At 70.7% G+C, this 14,956-nt stretch carries 15 protein-coding genes and 1 pseudogene; all 16 read left to right on the top strand.

Annotation, left to right across the window (positions count from 1 at the left end):
• Positions 1–263 precede the first annotated feature (263 nt).
• The 16 genes and pseudogenes from arc (at position 264) to tatC (ending at position 14,944) form a co-directional block, all read left to right on the top strand.
• Entirely contained in the window at positions 264–2,030 is a 1,767-nt protein-coding gene (gene arc / locus ACFVFS_RS28760) for a proteasome ATPase (protein WP_380627628.1), read from the top strand.
• 215 nt (positions 2,031–2,245) lie between these two features.
• Positions 2,246–3,757, top strand: coding sequence for a depupylase/deamidase Dop (gene dop, locus ACFVFS_RS28755; RefSeq protein ID WP_380627627.1), 1,512 nt, complete (start codon positions 2,246–2,248; stop codon positions 3,755–3,757).
• 182 nt (positions 3,758–3,939) lie between these two features.
• The gene (locus tag ACFVFS_RS28750) at positions 3,940–4,158 is read left to right on the top strand and encodes a ubiquitin-like protein Pup (RefSeq protein WP_344321819.1); all 219 of its coding nucleotides are present in this window, start codon (positions 3,940–3,942) and stop codon (positions 4,156–4,158) included.
• A 155-nt stretch (positions 4,159–4,313) separates the two neighbouring features.
• A pseudogene (locus ACFVFS_RS28745) lies at positions 4,314–4,391 on the top strand (recombination endonuclease VII); the annotation flags it as partial.
• Complete coding sequence (prcB, locus tag ACFVFS_RS28740; RefSeq protein WP_380627662.1) at positions 4,388–5,182, top strand: proteasome subunit beta; 795 nt, start codon at positions 4,388–4,390, stop codon at positions 5,180–5,182. The pseudogene ACFVFS_RS28745 and the gene prcB, both read left to right, overlap by 4 nt.
• Positions 5,183–5,214: 32 nt before the next feature.
• Positions 5,215–6,000: a proteasome subunit alpha gene (prcA, locus tag ACFVFS_RS28735; protein ID WP_380627626.1), complete on the top strand. Its 786-nt coding sequence runs from the start codon at positions 5,215–5,217 to the stop codon at positions 5,998–6,000.
• Positions 6,001–6,126: 126 nt separating this feature from the next.
• The gene (pafA, locus tag ACFVFS_RS28730) at positions 6,127–7,488 is read left to right on the top strand and encodes a Pup--protein ligase (RefSeq protein ID WP_380627625.1); all 1,362 of its coding nucleotides are present in this window, start codon (positions 6,127–6,129) and stop codon (positions 7,486–7,488) included.
• 154 nt (positions 7,489–7,642) lie between these two features.
• Entirely contained in the window at positions 7,643–8,635 is a 993-nt protein-coding gene (locus ACFVFS_RS28725; RefSeq protein ID WP_380627624.1) for an FKBP-type peptidyl-prolyl cis-trans isomerase, read from the top strand.
• A 302-nt stretch (positions 8,636–8,937) separates the two neighbouring features.
• Positions 8,938–10,251: an FKBP-type peptidyl-prolyl cis-trans isomerase gene (locus ACFVFS_RS28720; RefSeq protein ID WP_380627623.1), complete on the top strand. Its 1,314-nt coding sequence runs from the start codon at positions 8,938–8,940 to the stop codon at positions 10,249–10,251.
• Between the two features lie 161 nt (positions 10,252–10,412).
• The gene (locus ACFVFS_RS28715; protein ID WP_350570767.1) at positions 10,413–10,778 is read left to right on the top strand and encodes an FKBP-type peptidyl-prolyl cis-trans isomerase; all 366 of its coding nucleotides are present in this window, start codon (positions 10,413–10,415) and stop codon (positions 10,776–10,778) included.
• A gap of 171 nt (positions 10,779–10,949) precedes the next feature.
• Positions 10,950–11,930: a helix-turn-helix transcriptional regulator gene (locus ACFVFS_RS28710; RefSeq protein WP_380627622.1), complete on the top strand. Its 981-nt coding sequence runs from the start codon at positions 10,950–10,952 to the stop codon at positions 11,928–11,930.
• Positions 11,931–12,030: 100 nt separating this feature from the next.
• Positions 12,031–12,987, top strand: coding sequence for a helix-turn-helix transcriptional regulator (locus ACFVFS_RS28705; protein ID WP_380627621.1), 957 nt, complete (start codon positions 12,031–12,033; stop codon positions 12,985–12,987).
• Between the two features lie 3 nt (positions 12,988–12,990).
• Positions 12,991–13,221 carry a hypothetical protein gene (locus tag ACFVFS_RS28700; protein WP_380627620.1) on the top strand — a complete coding sequence of 77 codons (231 nt, stop codon included), beginning with the start codon at positions 12,991–12,993 and terminating at the stop codon, positions 13,219–13,221.
• Between the two features lie 29 nt (positions 13,222–13,250).
• Positions 13,251–13,427, top strand: a complete 177-nt coding sequence (locus tag ACFVFS_RS28695) for a hypothetical protein (RefSeq protein ID WP_380627619.1) — start codon at positions 13,251–13,253, stop codon at positions 13,425–13,427.
• 220 nt (positions 13,428–13,647) lie between these two features.
• The gene (tatA, locus tag ACFVFS_RS28690) at positions 13,648–13,932 is read left to right on the top strand and encodes a Sec-independent protein translocase subunit TatA (protein ID WP_380627618.1); all 285 of its coding nucleotides are present in this window, start codon (positions 13,648–13,650) and stop codon (positions 13,930–13,932) included.
• 121 nt (positions 13,933–14,053) lie between these two features.
• Positions 14,054–14,944, top strand: coding sequence for a twin-arginine translocase subunit TatC (gene tatC, locus ACFVFS_RS28685; RefSeq protein ID WP_380627661.1), 891 nt, complete (start codon positions 14,054–14,056; stop codon positions 14,942–14,944).
• Positions 14,945–14,956 lie beyond the last annotated feature (12 nt).

The following is a 14,956-nucleotide window of genomic DNA, read 5'->3' as shown; positions in this document are numbered from 1 at the left end:
CGGGACGCCCCGTCCTGGGGCATTCCCGCCATTCGTACAACGATCGGACCCCGTGTGCCGGGTCGCGATCGGATATCGACTCGATCGACGATACATCTGGTCCGCTTTGGCCCGTGCGCGGTGGGTATCCCCCTAGCAGAGGGGAAGCACGCGAGGGCGAAGATCGGACACGCCCGTTCCATCTTTCTTGATCTAGGGGTTTACGGACCCCTGGTCCCAGGTAGGGTCTGGAAGCGTCCAGCTCCCCGGAGGAGGTGAGGACCGTGGCAGCCCACGATGACGACTACAACCGCAGCACCGGCAGGCCCGCTCGTGGTTCCGACGAGGCCGCTCAGGTCTCGTACCTTGAGCAGGAAATCGCCGTCCTGCGCCGCAAGCTCGCCGACTCGCCGCGCAATTCGAGAATCCTCGAAGAGCGGATCGTCGAGCTCCAGACCAACCTGGCCGGCGTGACCGCCCAGAACGAACGGCTCGCCTCCACCCTGCGCGAGGCCCGCGACCAGATCGTGGCCCTCAAGGAGGAAGTGGACCGGCTGGCACAGCCCCCGGCCGGATTCGGGGTCTTCCTCAGCGCCAACGAGGACGACACCGCCGACATCTTCACCGGCGGCCGCAAGCTCCGCGTGAACGTCAGCCCCAACGTCGCCCTCGACGAGCTGCGGCGCGGCCAGGAAGTGATGCTCAACGAGGCCCTCAACATCGTGGACGCGATGGCCTTCGAGCGCATCGGCGACCTCGTCACCCTCAAGGAGGTCCTGGAGGACGGCGAGCGCGCCCTGGTCATCGGCCACACCGACGAGGAGCGGGTGGTCCGCCTCGCCGAACCGCTGCGCGAGATCACCCTCCGGGCGGGGGACGCCCTGCTGCTGGAACCGCGTTCCGGCTACGTGTACGAGGTCGTGCCGAAGGCCGAGGTCGAGGAGCTGGTCCTCGAGGAGGTCCCGGACATCGACTACCGCCAGATCGGCGGCCTGGCCAACCAGATCGAGCTGATCCGCGACGCGGTCGAGCTGCCCTACCTGCACGCCGAGCTCTTCAAGGAGTACGAGCTGCGCCCGCCCAAGGGCGTGCTGCTGTACGGCCCGCCCGGCTGCGGCAAGACGCTGATCGCCAAGGCGGTGGCGAACTCGCTGGCCAAGAAGGTCGCCGAGGTCACCGGCCGGCCCCAGGGGAAGAGCTACTTCCTCAACATCAAGGGCCCCGAGCTGCTCAACAAGTACGTCGGCGAGACCGAGCGGCAGATCCGCCTGGTCTTCCAGCGGGCCCGGGAGAAGGCCGGCGAGGGTACCCCCGTCATCGTCTTCTTCGACGAGATGGAGTCGCTCTTCCGCACCCGCGGCTCCGGCGTGAGCTCGGACGTCGAGAACACCATCGTCCCCCAGCTGCTCGCCGAGATCGACGGCGTGGAGGGCCTGGAGAACGTCATCGTCATCGGCGCCTCGAACCGCGAGGACATGATCGACCCGGCGATCCTGCGGCCCGGCCGCCTGGACGTCAAGATCAAGATCGAGCGGCCGGACGCCGAGGCGGCCAAGGACATCTTCTCCAAGTACCTCAAGGACTCGCTGCCCTTCCACCCGGACGACGTCAAGGAGCACGACGGCTCCGTCGAGGCCACGGTGGCCGCGATGATCCAGTCGGTGGTGGAGCGGATGTACTCCGAGACCGAGGAGAACCGCTTCCTGGAGGTCACCTACGCCAACGGTGACAAGGAGGTCCTGTACTTCAAGGACTTCAACTCCGGCGCGATGATCCAGAACATCGTCGACCGGGCCAAGAAGATGGCCATCAAGGACTACCTCGACCACGGCCAGCGGGGCCTGCGGGTCTCGCACCTGCTGAACGCCTGCGTGGACGAGTTCAAGGAGAACGAGGACCTGCCGAACACCACCAACCCGGACGACTGGGCCCGGATCTCCGGCAAGAAGGGCGAGCGGATCGTCTTCATCCGCACCCTGGTCACGGGGAAGCAGGGCGCCGAGTCCGGCCGCTCCATCGACACTGTCGCCAACACCGGGCAGTACCTGTAACCGAACCGGTCCGGGCCTCCCGGAACGCACGCACCCCGTCCGGCTGTGGCGCCTCGCGGCCCCGCAGCCGGACGGCGCGTCTCGGGGCCCGCCGGTCGGTGCCGCGTTCTAGGCTCGATCCACCGTTCGCGGGCAACGGCCGGCGTCGGTGTCGTTGAGCGGTACGTCAGTGTGGACCGCCCGCCGGGGGCGGCGCACCGGGCAAGGAGGGCCGCATGACCGTACGGCGCGTGATGGGCATCGAGACCGAGTACGGGATCTCCGTGCCCGGGCACCCCAACGCCAACGCCATGCTCACCTCGTCCCAGATCGTCAACGCGTACGCGGCGGCGATGCACCGGGCACGGCGGGCCCGCTGGGACTTCGAGGAGGAGAATCCGCTGCGCGACGCCCGGGGCTTCGACCTCGCACGGGACGTCGCCGACGCCAGCCAGCTGACCGACGAGGACATCGGCCTCGCCAACGTCATCCTCACCAACGGCGCGCGGTTCTACGTGGACCACGCGCACCCCGAGTACAGCTCGCCCGAGGTGACCAACCCGCGCGACGCCGTGCTCTGGGACAAGGCCGGCGAACGGATCATGGCGGCCGCCGCACAGCGCGCGCTGGAGCTGCCCAACGGGCAGAACATCCACCTGTACAAGAACAACACCGACAACAAGGGCGCCTCCTACGGCACCCACGAGAACTACCTGATGAAGCGGGCGACGCCGTTCGCCGACATCGTCCGCCACCTCACCCCGTTCTTCGTCTCGCGCCAGGTGGTCACCGGCGCAGGCCGGGTCGGCATCGGGCAGGACGGCTCCGCCCACGGCTTCCAGATCAGCCAGCGCGCGGACTTCTTCGAGGTCGAGGTCGGTCTGGAGACCACCCTCAAACGGCCGATCATCAACACCCGGGACGAGCCGCACGCCGACGCGGAGAAGTACCGCCGGCTGCACGTGATCATCGGCGACGCCAACCTCTCCGAGATCTCCACCTACCTCAAGCTCGGCACCACCTCGCTGGTCCTGGCCATGATCGAGGACGCCTTCATCACCTCCGACCTGGCCGTCGACCAGCCGGTCCGCACCCTGCACCGGATCTCCCACGACCCCACCCTGAAGCACCTGGTCACCCTGCGCAGCGGCCGCCGGCTCACCGCCGTCCAGCTCCAGCTGGAGTACTTCGAGCTGGCCCGCAAGTACGTCGAGGACCGCTTCGGCACCGACGCCGACGAGCAGACCGTGGACGTGCTGGCCCGCTGGGAGGACGTGCTGGGCCGCCTGGAGCGGGACCCGATGTCGCTCTCCCGCCAGCTGGACTGGATCGCCAAGCGGGAGATCCTGGAGGGCTACCGCAGCCGGGACGCCCTGGAGTGGGACAACCCGAGGCTGCAGCTGGTCGACCTCCAGTACAGCGACGTGCGGCCCGAGAAGGGCCTCTACAACCGCCTGGTGGCCCGCGGCCGGTTCGATCGGCTGGTGAGCGAGGAGGAGGTCGCCAGGGCCGCCACCAAGCCTCCGGAGGACACCCGGGCGTACTTCCGCGGGCGCTGCCTGGAACAGTACGCCGAGCACGTCGCGGCGGCCTCCTGGGACTCGGTGATCTTCGACCTGCCGGGCCGGGACTCGCTCCAGCGGGTGCCCACCCTGGAACCGCTGCGCGGCACCCGCAACCACGTCAAGGAGCTGCTGGACCGCTGCCGCACGGCGGAGGACCTGCTCCGGGTGCTCTCCGGCGGATGACCGGGTCACTTTTCGATCACCATGGGTGAACGCCGGGCAAATGGGAATCATCCGGGGTGACGGCGGACGTTGGACAGGAAGTGCCACCGGCAAACCGGAAGCGGGTTGTCGCACCTTGTGTATAGGGTCGGTGCAGCAAGCAGCGACCAAACCGTGCCAGACGATCGAGCGGGGTGAGGTAAATGGCGAGCAAGGACACCGGCGGCGGCCAGCAGCGGGCGAACCGCTCCTCCGAGGAGGTCGAGGAGCAGGCCGCGGAAGCGCAGAATTCTGATGACCTCAAGGAGCGCCAGGAAAAGCTGAGCGACGACGTCGACGCGGTTCTGGACGAAATCGACGAGGTCCTGGAATCGAACGCCGAGGATTTCGTGCGGCAGTTCGTGCAAAAGGGCGGGCAGTAGTCCCGGTAGGAATCCGGGCGGTTGCCCGGCGGCATTCCGGGAATTCACGGTTGCGACCGATGACGGCGGGCGGGCGGCGGGAGCCGTCCGTCCACCCGGTCCGGCCCTCCGCCGTGCTGGACAGTGATCGTCCGGCGGGTAGGGTGCGGGCAGTGCGCGCTTCAAGCTACCTGGAAGGAATCGTGTGGAAGCCAACACTCGTGGCACCGGGCGTCTACCGGCTGCCTTCCTGACCCCGGGGTCCTCGTCGTTCCTCGACTTCCTGGAGGCCCACCGGCCCGAGCTGATCCCCGGCCGGCGCCGCCTGCCCGAGGGCGTCATCGAGGCCCCGCACGGCACGACCATCGTCGCCGCGGTCTTCGACGGCGGCGTGGTCCTCGCCGGCGACCGCCGCGCGACCATGGGCAACGTGATCGCCCAGCGGGACATGGAGAAGGTCTTCCCGGCGGACGAGTACAGCGCGGTCGGCGTCGCCGGCACCGCGGGCCTCGCGATCGAGATGGTCCGGATGTTCCAGCTGGAGCTGGAGCACTACGAGAAGATCGAGGGGACCGTGCTCTCCCTGGAGGGCAAGGCCAACCGGCTCACCACCATGATCCGCGGCAACCTCGGCATGGCGATGCAGGGCCTCGCGGTGGTGCCGATGTTCGCCGGCTACGACGTCGACCTCGGCCGCGGCCGGATCTTCACCTACGACGTCACCGGCGGCCGGTCCGAGGAGCGCGGCTTCGCCGCCACCGGCTCCGGCTCGGTCTTCGCCCGCGGCTCGATGAAGAAGCTGCACCGCGAGGACCTGACCGCCCAGCAGGCCTCCACCATGGTCGTCCAGGCCCTCTACGACGCGGCCGACGACGACTCCGCCACCGGCGGCCCCGACCTCGCCCGCAAGATCTTCCCGATCGTCTCGCTGATCACCGAGGACGGCTTCCGCCGGCTCACCGAGGCCGAGGTCGCCGAGATCGCCGTCTCCATCACCGACCAGCGCCTGTCGCACCCCAACGGGCCGCAGGCCCCGCTGCTCTAGCCGTCAACCGAGGAAGGAAGGGACGACCGCCGGTGTCGACACCGTTCTACGTCTCCCCCCAGCAGGCCATGGCGGACCGCGCGGAGTACGCCCGCAAGGGCATCGCGCGCGGTCGCAGCGTGGTCGTGCTCACCTACGCCGACGGCATCGTCTTCGTCGCGGAGAACACCTCCCGGGCGCTCCACAAGGTGTCCGAGATCTACGACAAGATCGCCTTCGCCGCGGTCGGCCGGTACAACGAGTTCGAGAACCTGCGCATCGGCGGCGTGCGCTACGCCGACCTGCGCGGTTACACCTACGACCGGGCCGACGTCACCGCCCGGGGCCTGGCCAACGTCTACGCCCAGACCCTCGGCACCATCTTCTCCTCGGTCGGCGAGAAGCCCTACGAGGTCGAGCTGATCGTGGCCGAGGTCGGCCGCGAGAGCGCCGACGACCAGATCTACCGGCTCACCCCGGACGGCTCGGTCGTCGACGAGAAGAACTACGTCGTGGTCGGCGGCAACGCCGACTCGATCGGCAACTACCTGGGCCAGCGGCACCGCAGCGGGTTCTCGCTGACCGAGGCCGTCAGGCTCGCGGTGGACTCGCTGGCCCGCGACCCCAACGGCGGCAGCCCGCGCACCCTCACCCCCGACCAGCTGGAGGTGGCGGTCCTGGACCGCCAGCGCTTCCAGCAGCGCAAGTTCAAGCGGATCCTGGGCGGCCAGCTCGCCCGGCTGCTGGACGGCGACGAATCCGCCGAGTCGGAGGACTCGGACGACACGGACGGCACGGAGAAGCCGGCGGCCACCCCGCCCGGCGAATCCGACCAGTAGTGCCCACGGGGTCCCGCACGGCGGCCGGAGACGGCGGCCGGACGGGACCCCGGTGCCCCTGCGGCGGCCCGGACGGGCTTTCGCGGAGGCGGTTTCGGACAGCTCCCATCAGAGAATGGATGGCCCATGGACCGCCGAATTTTCGGGTTGGAGAACGAGTACGGCGTCACCTGCACGTTCCGCGGACAGCGCAGGCTGTCCCCGGACGAGGTCGCCCGCTACCTCTTCCGCCGCGTAGTCTCCTGGGGCCGCAGCAGCAACGTGTTCCTGCGCAACGGTGCCCGCCTCTACCTCGACGTCGGCTCGCACCCCGAGTACGCCACCCCCGAGTGCGACGACGTCGTCGAGCTGGTGACGCACGACAAGGCGGGCGAGCGCATCCTCGAAGGCCTGCTGGTCGACGCCGAGCGGCGGCTGCACGAGGAGGGCATCGCCGGGGACGTCTACCTCTTCAAGAACAACACCGACTCGGCCGGCAACTCCTACGGCTGCCACGAGAACTACCTGGTGGCCCGGCACGGCGAGTTCTCCCGGCTGGCCGACGTGCTCATCCCGTTCCTGGTGACCCGGCAGCTGATCTGCGGGGCCGGCAAGGTGCTGCAGACCCCGCGCGGCGCGGTCTACTGCGTCAGCCAGCGCGCCGAGCACATCTGGGAGGGCGTCAGCTCGGCGACCACCCGCTCCCGCCCGATCATCAACACCCGCGACGAGCCGCACGCCGACGCCGAGCGCTACCGCCGGCTGCACGTGATCGTCGGCGACTCCAACATGTCGGAGACCACCACCCTGCTGAAGGTGGGCTCCACCGACCTGGTGCTGCGGCTCATCGAGGCCGGCGTGGTGATGCGCGACCTCACCCTGGAGAACCCGATCCGGGCGATCCGCGAGGTCAGCCACGACCTCACCGGCACCCACCAGGTCCGGCTCGCCAACGGGCGGGAGGCCAGCGCGCTCGACATCCAGGAGGAGTACTACACCAAGGCCCTGGAGTTCGCCGACCGCAAGGGCATCAACACCGGCACCATCGCGCGCGTCCTCGACCTGTGGGGCCGCACCCTGGAGGCGGTCCGCAGCGAACGCCTCGACGGGGTCGCCACCGAGATCGACTGGATCATGAAGTACAAGCTCATCGAGCGCTACCGCGAGAAGCACCAGATGAGCATGAGCAACCCCCGGGTCGCCCAGATCGACCTCGCCTACCACGACATCCACCGCCGCCGCGGCCTGTTCTACCTGCTCCAGGCGAAGAACCAGGCGCAGCGGGTGACCACCGACCTCAAGACCTTCGAGGCCAAGTCGATCCCGCCGCAGACCACCCGGGCCCGGCTGCGCGGCGACTTCATCCGCCGGGCGCAGGAGCAGCGCCGAGACTTCACCGTCGACTGGGTGCACCTCAAGCTGAACGACCAGGCGCAGCGCACGGTGCTCTGCAAGGACCCGTTCCGGTCCGTCGACGAGCGGGTGGAGAAGCTCATCGCCGGCATGTGACCGGCGCACGGGCCGGGTCCTCCGTCGGTGTGATCTTCGCGGCGCCCGGTCCCGGTGGTGTCTACCGGGGCCGGGCGCCGTCTGCGCATACGCTGTCCGTCGAGTCCGGAGCCGGAGTCCGGAGAGCCGACTTTGACCGACAGTTAGGAACGCCGTGCGCCGCACCGCCGGGTTGCTTCTCACCCTGCCCCTGTTGCTGGCGGTGGCCTGCAGCAGCTCCACCAAGCCGGCCGGCGAGGCCACGCCCACGGCGTCGCCGACCGCCGCGCCCACCGTGCCCGCCCCGGTGAACGAGGCCTCGCCGATGCCGACGCTGTCCGGCGGCGGCTTCGGGAGCAAGGCCACCATCACCCTTCCCGAGGGCCAGCAGCCCAGCGGGCAGTTCGTGGTGAACACCGTCAGCGAGGGGGACCGCCCGGCGGTCAACAAGGGCGACTGGGTGACGGTCAACTACACCGCCAAGGACTGGACGACCGGCAAGGACCTGCCCAGTTCCTACGACTCCGGCGGCAAGCCGCAGCTCTACCAGGCGGGCAGCGGGCAGCTGGTGCCGGCCTTCGACCAGAGCGTGATCGGCAAGAAGGTCGGCAGCCGGCTGCTGGTCGTCGCGCCGCCGGCCGCCGCGTTCGGCACCCAGGGGTCCACCCAGCTGGGCGTCGGCCCCGGTGACACGGTGGTGTTCGTGCTCGACATCATGGAGAGCCTGCCGCCGGACTCCACGCTCTCCGGCACCATGACGCAGGCGCCGGCCAACCTGCCGCAGGTCAAGGACAACGGCAAGGCCGCCGTGACCATCACCGTGCCGGCCGGGCAGGCCCCGCCGAACGACCTGGAGCAGGCCGTGCTGATCAAGGGCGAGGGCAAGCAGGTCAAGTCCGGGCAGACCCTGGTCGTGCAGTACACCGGGGTGCTGTGGAGCAACGGCCAGCAGTTCGACTCCTCCTGGAGCCACGGCGGCGCGCAGGCGCTGCAGATCGGCACCGGCAGCGTCATCGAGGGCTGGGACAAGGGCCTGGTCGGCCAGAACGTCGGCAGCCGGGTCCTGCTGGTCGTGCCGCCGGCGCTCGGCTACAAGGACCAGGCGCAGGGCTCCGTGCCGCCGAACTCGACCCTGGTGTTCGTCGTGGACATCCTGGAGGCCGTGTAGCGCCCCGGCGGATCCGCACGGAGCCGCGACGGAGCCGCGCGGATCCGGGCGGCTCCGAGGAGATCTGTGGAGATCCGCGGAGATCCTTTCCGCGGGGTGGTTCGAGCCCGGGGGGATTCCGTACGCTTGGGCGGGCGCTCGCACGGGCAAGCGCCCGCCCTCATCCTGACCTGTCATACTGCCCTCGCACTGTGGTAGGCGCCGCCGGCGCCCGGGGTCCGGGCGGGCAGTGCGACAGCATCGCGGCGCCACCACGCCGGCCGTAGACCTCGAAGACCTCGTGGCGAGATGGATGGGGAGTCATGTCTGAGAAAGCGTCGAGCCCGGGCGGGTCCGGTACCGCGCACGGTAACTCCGCCGGAGACCCGGCCGACTCGCGGCCCGGCGGCCCGCTCCCGGGCGACGGTGAGTCGATCATCGTCCCCCCGGCGATCCTGAAGCAGCAGGCCGGGTGGGGCGGGTCCGGGGAAGCGCCGCGGACCGCGGGGACGAAGACCGAGGACGAGGTCCCGCAGATCTTCGCCTCCACCGTCCGCCGCCAGGACAGCTCGGAGGCCGGGTACGACGAGAACCCGGGCAAGGTCGGCCGGCTCGGCGTGATCCTCGGCACGGTCCTGGGCGTCCTGCTCATCGGCAGCGCCGTCACCCTGTACCTGGTGAACAAGGACGGCTCGTCCGACGACACCGCCGCCCCCAAGCCGGACGCCGCCAAGTCGGCCCCGGCCACGCCGACCCCCGACCCGGTCCCGCCGATCAAGGACAGCGCCAAGGTGCTGCCCAACGTCACCGGTGACTTCGGGACCAAGGCGAACATCGAGGTGCCGGCCGACCAGTCCGACGGCAGCTTCGTCGTCAAGGTGCTCTCCGAGGGCAGCGGCCCCAAGGTCGAGAAGAACTCCTGGACCTCGGTCGACTACACCGGCAAGGACTGGAACACCGGCAAGGACATCCCCTCCTCGTACGACGACAAGGGCAAGCCGCAGATCTTCCAGGCCGGTACCGACGCGCTGATCCCGGCGCTCGACCAGGCCGTCGTCGGCAAGAAGGCCGGCTCCCGGCTGCTCGTCGTGGCCCCGCCGGCCGCCGCCTTCGGCGCCCAGGGCAACCCGGGCATGTCCATCGGGGCGAAGGACAACCTGATCTTCGTCATCGACATCCGCAACACCAACGCCCCCGACGCCGTCGTCAGCGGCACCGTGACCCCGCCGCCCGCGGACTTCCCGCAGGTCAAGGACAACGGCAAGAAGCCCGCCGAGATCACCCCGGTGGCCGGCGCCGCCGACCCGACCGAGCTCAAGAGCCACGTCCTGATCAAGGGCGAGGGCCGCAAGGTCGAGAAGGGCGAGAAGATCCTCGTCCAGTACACCGGCGCGCTGTTCAAGGACGGCAAGGTCTTCGACTCCTCGCTGAGCAAGGGCCAGGCGTTCTCCTTCCCGCTCGGCGGCGGCCAGGTCATCGCCGGCTGGGACCAGGGCCTGGAGGGCCAGACCATCGGCAGCCGGGTCGAGCTCGTCATCCCGGCCTCGCTCGGCTACAAGGACCAGGCCCAGGGAGAGATCCCGGCCAACTCCACCCTGGTCTTCGTCGTCGACATCCTCGACGCCGGTCAGGGCTGATCCACTTTCGGGTGACAATGGTGTGCGTGTGACCTTCGGGTCCGGCCGCGTGGCCGGGCCCGGGCGGGCGGCGGGCGCCCGTACCGTGGTCCGGGAACGGACCGTGGTGCGGGCGCCCGCCGCTTGGTCATGGAACGAACCAACCGTGAGATGAGGCACTAGTGAGCAAGCCCGAGATCGACTTCCCCGTCGGCGACGCGCCGACCGAGCTGAAGATCCGCGACATCACCGTCGGCACCGGCGAGGAGGCCAAGCCGGGCCAGGTCGTCGAGGTCCACTACGTCGGCGTGACCTTCGCGACCGGCGAGGAGTTCGACGCCAGCTGGAACCGCGGCTCGACCTTCAAGTTCCCGCTCGGCGGCGGCCGGGTCATCAAGGGCTGGGACCAGGGCGTCGCCGGCATGAAGGTCGGCGGCCGCCGCGAGCTGGTCATCCCGCCGCACCTGGCCTACGGCAACCAGTCGCCCAGCCCGCTCATCCCGGCGGGCTCGACCCTGATCTTCGTGGTCGACCTGATCTCCGTCTGAGGACGCTGATCACCCAGGGCCGCACCCCGTCCGCGGGGTGCGGCCCCACGTGTTCGCGGACTCGGCTTTTGCCGTGCGTACCGCTACCGGTACGGTCGGTCCCGCCGGGTCAGCGACGACGCCCCGGCGGGCGCACCCCGCGCGCGGCGCGGCACACCGGAAGGGTCAGCGATGGCGATCGCCAAGGCAGAGCGGCTGATGAATCTCGCCCTGTGCCTGATGAACACCAGACGTCCGCTCTCCAAGAAGGAGCTGCGGGAGTCCATCGAGGCCTACCGCGAAGCCTGGCAGAACAGCAGCGAGGAAGCCTTCAACCGGATGTTCGAGCGGGACAAGGACGACCTGCGCGAACTCGGACTGGTCATCGACGTCGACGAGAACGCCCTCGACGGCGAGCTCGGCTACCTCGCCCGCGCCGACCGCAACCGCCTGCCGGAGATCGCCCTCGACGCCGAGGAGGCCGCCGCGCTCACCCTCGCCGCCCGGGTCTGGCAGCAGGCCAAGATGAGCGGCGCCGCCAGCGGCGCCCTCCAGAAGCTGCGCGCCGCCGGCGTCCCGTTCACCGAGACCGAGCGCCGCCCCGCCCTCGAACCGCGCATCCCCGCCCGCGAGGCCGCGTTCGAACCGCTGCTCACCGCCGCCCGCGACCGCCGCCCGGTCACCTTCGACTACCGCAAGGCCGGCGCCGCCGCCGCCGAGCAGCGCAGCGTCGAGCCCTGGGCCCTGGAGTGCTGGCGCGGCCACTGGTACCTGGCCGGCTGGGACCGCGACCGCGCGGACGCCCGGGTCTTCCGGCTCAGCCGGATCACCGGCAAGGTCCGCGCCCGCTCCGGCGCCTTCCTCGGCACCGTGCCCGAGCACGTGGACGTCCGCGCCACCGTCGCCAAGTTCGCCGGCGAGGGCGCCACCGCCACCGCCGTGGTCCGGGTCCGCCGCGGCGCGGGCTTCCCGCTGCGCACCAAGGCGCTCACCACCCGCCGGGCCGACGACAGCTGGGACGAGCTGGAGATCCCGTACGGCAACGGGCTCGGCGCCGACCTCGCCGAGTTCGGGCCGGACGTGCTGGTGGTCGGCCCCGAGGAGCTGCGGGCCGACGTCATCGACCGGCTGCGTGCGGTGGCCGGCCCCGAGATGGAGGGTGTGCGGGCATGAGTGAGCGGAGCCCGGGGGGCACCCCGGCGGACGGCCGGGGGAGAATCATCGGAAGGTGCGCGCCGTGCGAAGCGCCCGCCGAGCGCACCGAGGTGGACGCATGAGCAACGCGATCGACCAGACCCGGCGGATGCTCTCGCTGGTCACCTATCTGCGCGAGCGCCCCGGCGCCGAGGTCGCCGAGGTCGCCCGCGCCTTCGGCATCAGCGAGCGCGAACTGATCGGCGACCTCAACGTGCTGCCGATGTGCGGGACCAGCTTCCGCGGCGGCGACCTGCTCGACATCGACACCGACGGCGAGCGGATCTGGTGGCACAACGTCGACGACGTCGCCCAGCCGCTGCGGCTGGCCGCCGACGAGGCGACCGCGCTGCTGGTCGCCGCCCGCGCCGTCGCCGGCCTGCCCGGCCTGCGGGCGGGCGACCGGGAGGCGCTCACCCGGGCCGTCGCCAAGATCGAGAACGCGGCGGGGGAGAGCGCCGAGGGCAGCGCCCGGGTCGGCGTCACCTTCGAGGCCGAGAGCCACGTCTTCGCCGACATCGACCGCGCCCTGAGCGAGGGCCGCCGGCTCTGGCTGCGCTACTACTCGCACGGCCGCGGCGGTATGACCGAGCGCGAGGTCGACCCGATCCGGCTGCTGACCGAGGGCCACACCTACCTGGAGGCCTGGTGCCGGACCTCCGAGGACCACCGGATGTTCCGGCTCGACCGGGTCGCCGAGATCAAGGTCCTGGACGTCCCCGCCGACCCGCCCAAGCGCGAGCCGCGCGACCTCTCCGGCGGCCTGGTCAACCCCTCCGCCGACGACCCCGAGGTGGTCGTCGAGGTCTCCTCCGGCGGCCGCTGGGTCGCCGAGTACTACACCCACGACCGGGCCGAGGAACTGCCCGACGGCGGACTGCGGATCACCCTGCGCAGCGCCGACCCCTCGCAGCTGCGCCCGCTGGCGCTGCGGCTGGGCCGCGACGGGCGGATCGTCTCGCCGCCGCAGCTGGTGGAGCAGGCGCGGGCGGCGGCGCTGGAGGCGCTGGCGCACTACGGGGAGGGGCTGGTCTGAGCCGTGGAGCCCGGTACCAGATTCAAGGTGTACTGCTCGGAGTGCCGGGAGAAGGTGGAGCTGCCGGTCGAGGCGTTCCGCCTGACGTTCGGCCGCACGGAGGCGCAGGCGCACTACAGCTTCGGGTGCCCGTTGTGCGGGGCGGCGGTGCGCAAGCCGGCCGGGGAGAAGATCGTCGCGGCGCTGACGGGGGCCGGGGTGCGGACCATGCGGCTGGTGCCGGCCGAGGGGTGAGCGGGGCCGGGGCCGATAGGGTGGGGGACATGTCCTGGATGCTCGTCGCCGCCGTCCTCCTCGCCACCGCCGGCCTGCTGGTGCTCGGCGTCCTCGCGGTCCGGCTCTGGCTGGACGTGCGCGTGCTGGCGAAGGGTGTGGACGAGGCCTCCCGGGCGCTGGCCGAGGCGGCCGGGGACCTCGCGGCCTCGGCGCCGGGCCGCTGAGGCGCACCGACGACCGCCGGGGACCTGCCCGGAACGTCGAACGGTGGGTACCGGGGGCTGCTGCTAGGGGGCGGCGGCGCGTTACGCTCTCAGTTGGCTCCTGAGCGCGAACGGGGGCCGCTGTCCTGTTCGGGCGGCCGTCGTCAGAGCGTCACCCGCAGCGGTTACCATCCCCGCAACGGGCGGCCGGCGGCGCCGCCAAGACTGAAGGTGGTCGAGCATGCGGGTCTCGTTCACCGCGATCCTCCTGGTCGCGGTCATTGCCATTGTGCTCTTCGGTGCCAAGCGGCTGCCGGAGCTGGCGCGTTCGCTCGGCCAGTCGGCGCGGATCCTCAAGAGCGAGGCCAAGGCGATGCGCACCGACGGAAAGGCCGACACCCCGGCGCCGCCCGCCCCGGCGGTGGCCGACGGCGTCGCGGCGAAGACCATCCAGTCCGCCCCGGGTGCGTCCGCGACCGCCCGTCCGGTGAACGAGCAGTCCGCTCCGGACGCCGGGGCTCGCTGAACGCGCGGCACGCGCGACCACTGGAGGCCCGTCGACCGGCGGGCCTCGACGCACGAGTTGAGGACCGGGGTTGAGCAAGCTCACCAAGGCGTCGAAGACGCCCAAGGATCCCGAGGGGCGGATGGCCCTCGCCGACCACCTGCGGGAACTGCGGAACCGGGTGGTCAAGTCGGTCCTGGCGATCGTGGTGTTCACGATCATCGCGCTGATCTTCCACAAGCAGATCGAGACGCTGCTGCTCAAGCCGATCCAGCGGTGTACACCGGAGTTCCTCGCGGCGCCCACGGGCCGCTGTGCGGAGGTCTCGACCATCGGTCTGACCGCGGGGTTCAACTGGATGCTCAAGGTCGCTCTGACGGCCGGTGTGGTCGCCACGGTCCCGGTCTGGCTGTACCAGCTGTGGGCCTTCGTGGCGCCGGGCCTGCACCGGCACGAGCGCAAGTACACGGTCATCTTCATGACCTGCGGCGCGCCGTTGTTCCTGGCTGGTGTGGGGCTGGCGATCCTGCTGCTGCCGCTGACCGTCGACGTGCTGCTCTCGTTCACCCCGGAGGACACCACACCGATCCTGCCGCCCGCGGACTACTTCGACATCGCCACCCGGCTGGTCCTGGTCTTCGGTCTGGCCTTCGAGTTCCCGCTGCTGCTGGTCATGCTGAACATGACCGGCATCGTCAGCGGCAAGCGGCTGCTGGGCTGGTGGCGCGGCATGGTGATGGGCATCACCGTGTTCGCCGCCTTCGCGACCCCCAGCGCCGACCCGCTCAGCATGCTGGCGCTGGCCGCGCCGATCTGGGGGCTGTACTTCGTCGCGGTCGGCATCGCGATGCTCAACGACCGGCGCAGGGCCCGGCGCAACCCGGACCTCGCGCTGAGCGACGAGGAGGCCTCGCAGGTCGACCTCTCGGTGGCGCCGGTGGCGAAGTCCGAGGCGATCGAGGCCTCGGGCACGCCGAGCGCCTCCGCCCAGGTGCCGGCCGCCCGCCACGAGCAGATGGACGACATCACCTGATCCGGCCGACGG

It is taken from the genome of Kitasatospora sp. NPDC057692 (assembly GCF_042799475.1).
Lineage (GTDB): Bacteria > Actinomycetota > Actinomycetes > Streptomycetales > Streptomycetaceae > Kitasatospora.
Note: the sequence above shows the minus strand (reverse complement) of the source record. Positions and strands in the feature narration are given on the sequence as shown.

Coding starts and splice junctions, on each gene's coding strand:
- ACFVFS_RS28750 (WP_344321819.1), top strand. CDS start 3,940: ATGGCGAGCAAGGACACCGGCGGCGGCCAGCAGCGGGCGAACCGCTCC.
- dop (WP_380627627.1), top strand. CDS start 2,246: ATGACCGTACGGCGCGTGATGGGCATCGAGACCGAGTACGGGATCTCC.
- ACFVFS_RS28710 (WP_380627622.1), top strand. CDS start 10,950: ATGGCGATCGCCAAGGCAGAGCGGCTGATGAATCTCGCCCTGTGCCTG.
- ACFVFS_RS28695 (WP_380627619.1), top strand. CDS start 13,251: ATGTCCTGGATGCTCGTCGCCGCCGTCCTCCTCGCCACCGCCGGCCTG.
- ACFVFS_RS28720 (WP_380627623.1), top strand. CDS start 8,938: ATGTCTGAGAAAGCGTCGAGCCCGGGCGGGTCCGGTACCGCGCACGGT.
- tatC (WP_380627661.1), top strand. CDS start 14,054: ATGGCCCTCGCCGACCACCTGCGGGAACTGCGGAACCGGGTGGTCAAG.
- ACFVFS_RS28705 (WP_380627621.1), top strand. CDS start 12,031: ATGAGCAACGCGATCGACCAGACCCGGCGGATGCTCTCGCTGGTCACC.
- tatA (WP_380627618.1), top strand. CDS start 13,648: ATGCGGGTCTCGTTCACCGCGATCCTCCTGGTCGCGGTCATTGCCATT.
- pafA (WP_380627625.1), top strand. CDS start 6,127: ATGGACCGCCGAATTTTCGGGTTGGAGAACGAGTACGGCGTCACCTGC.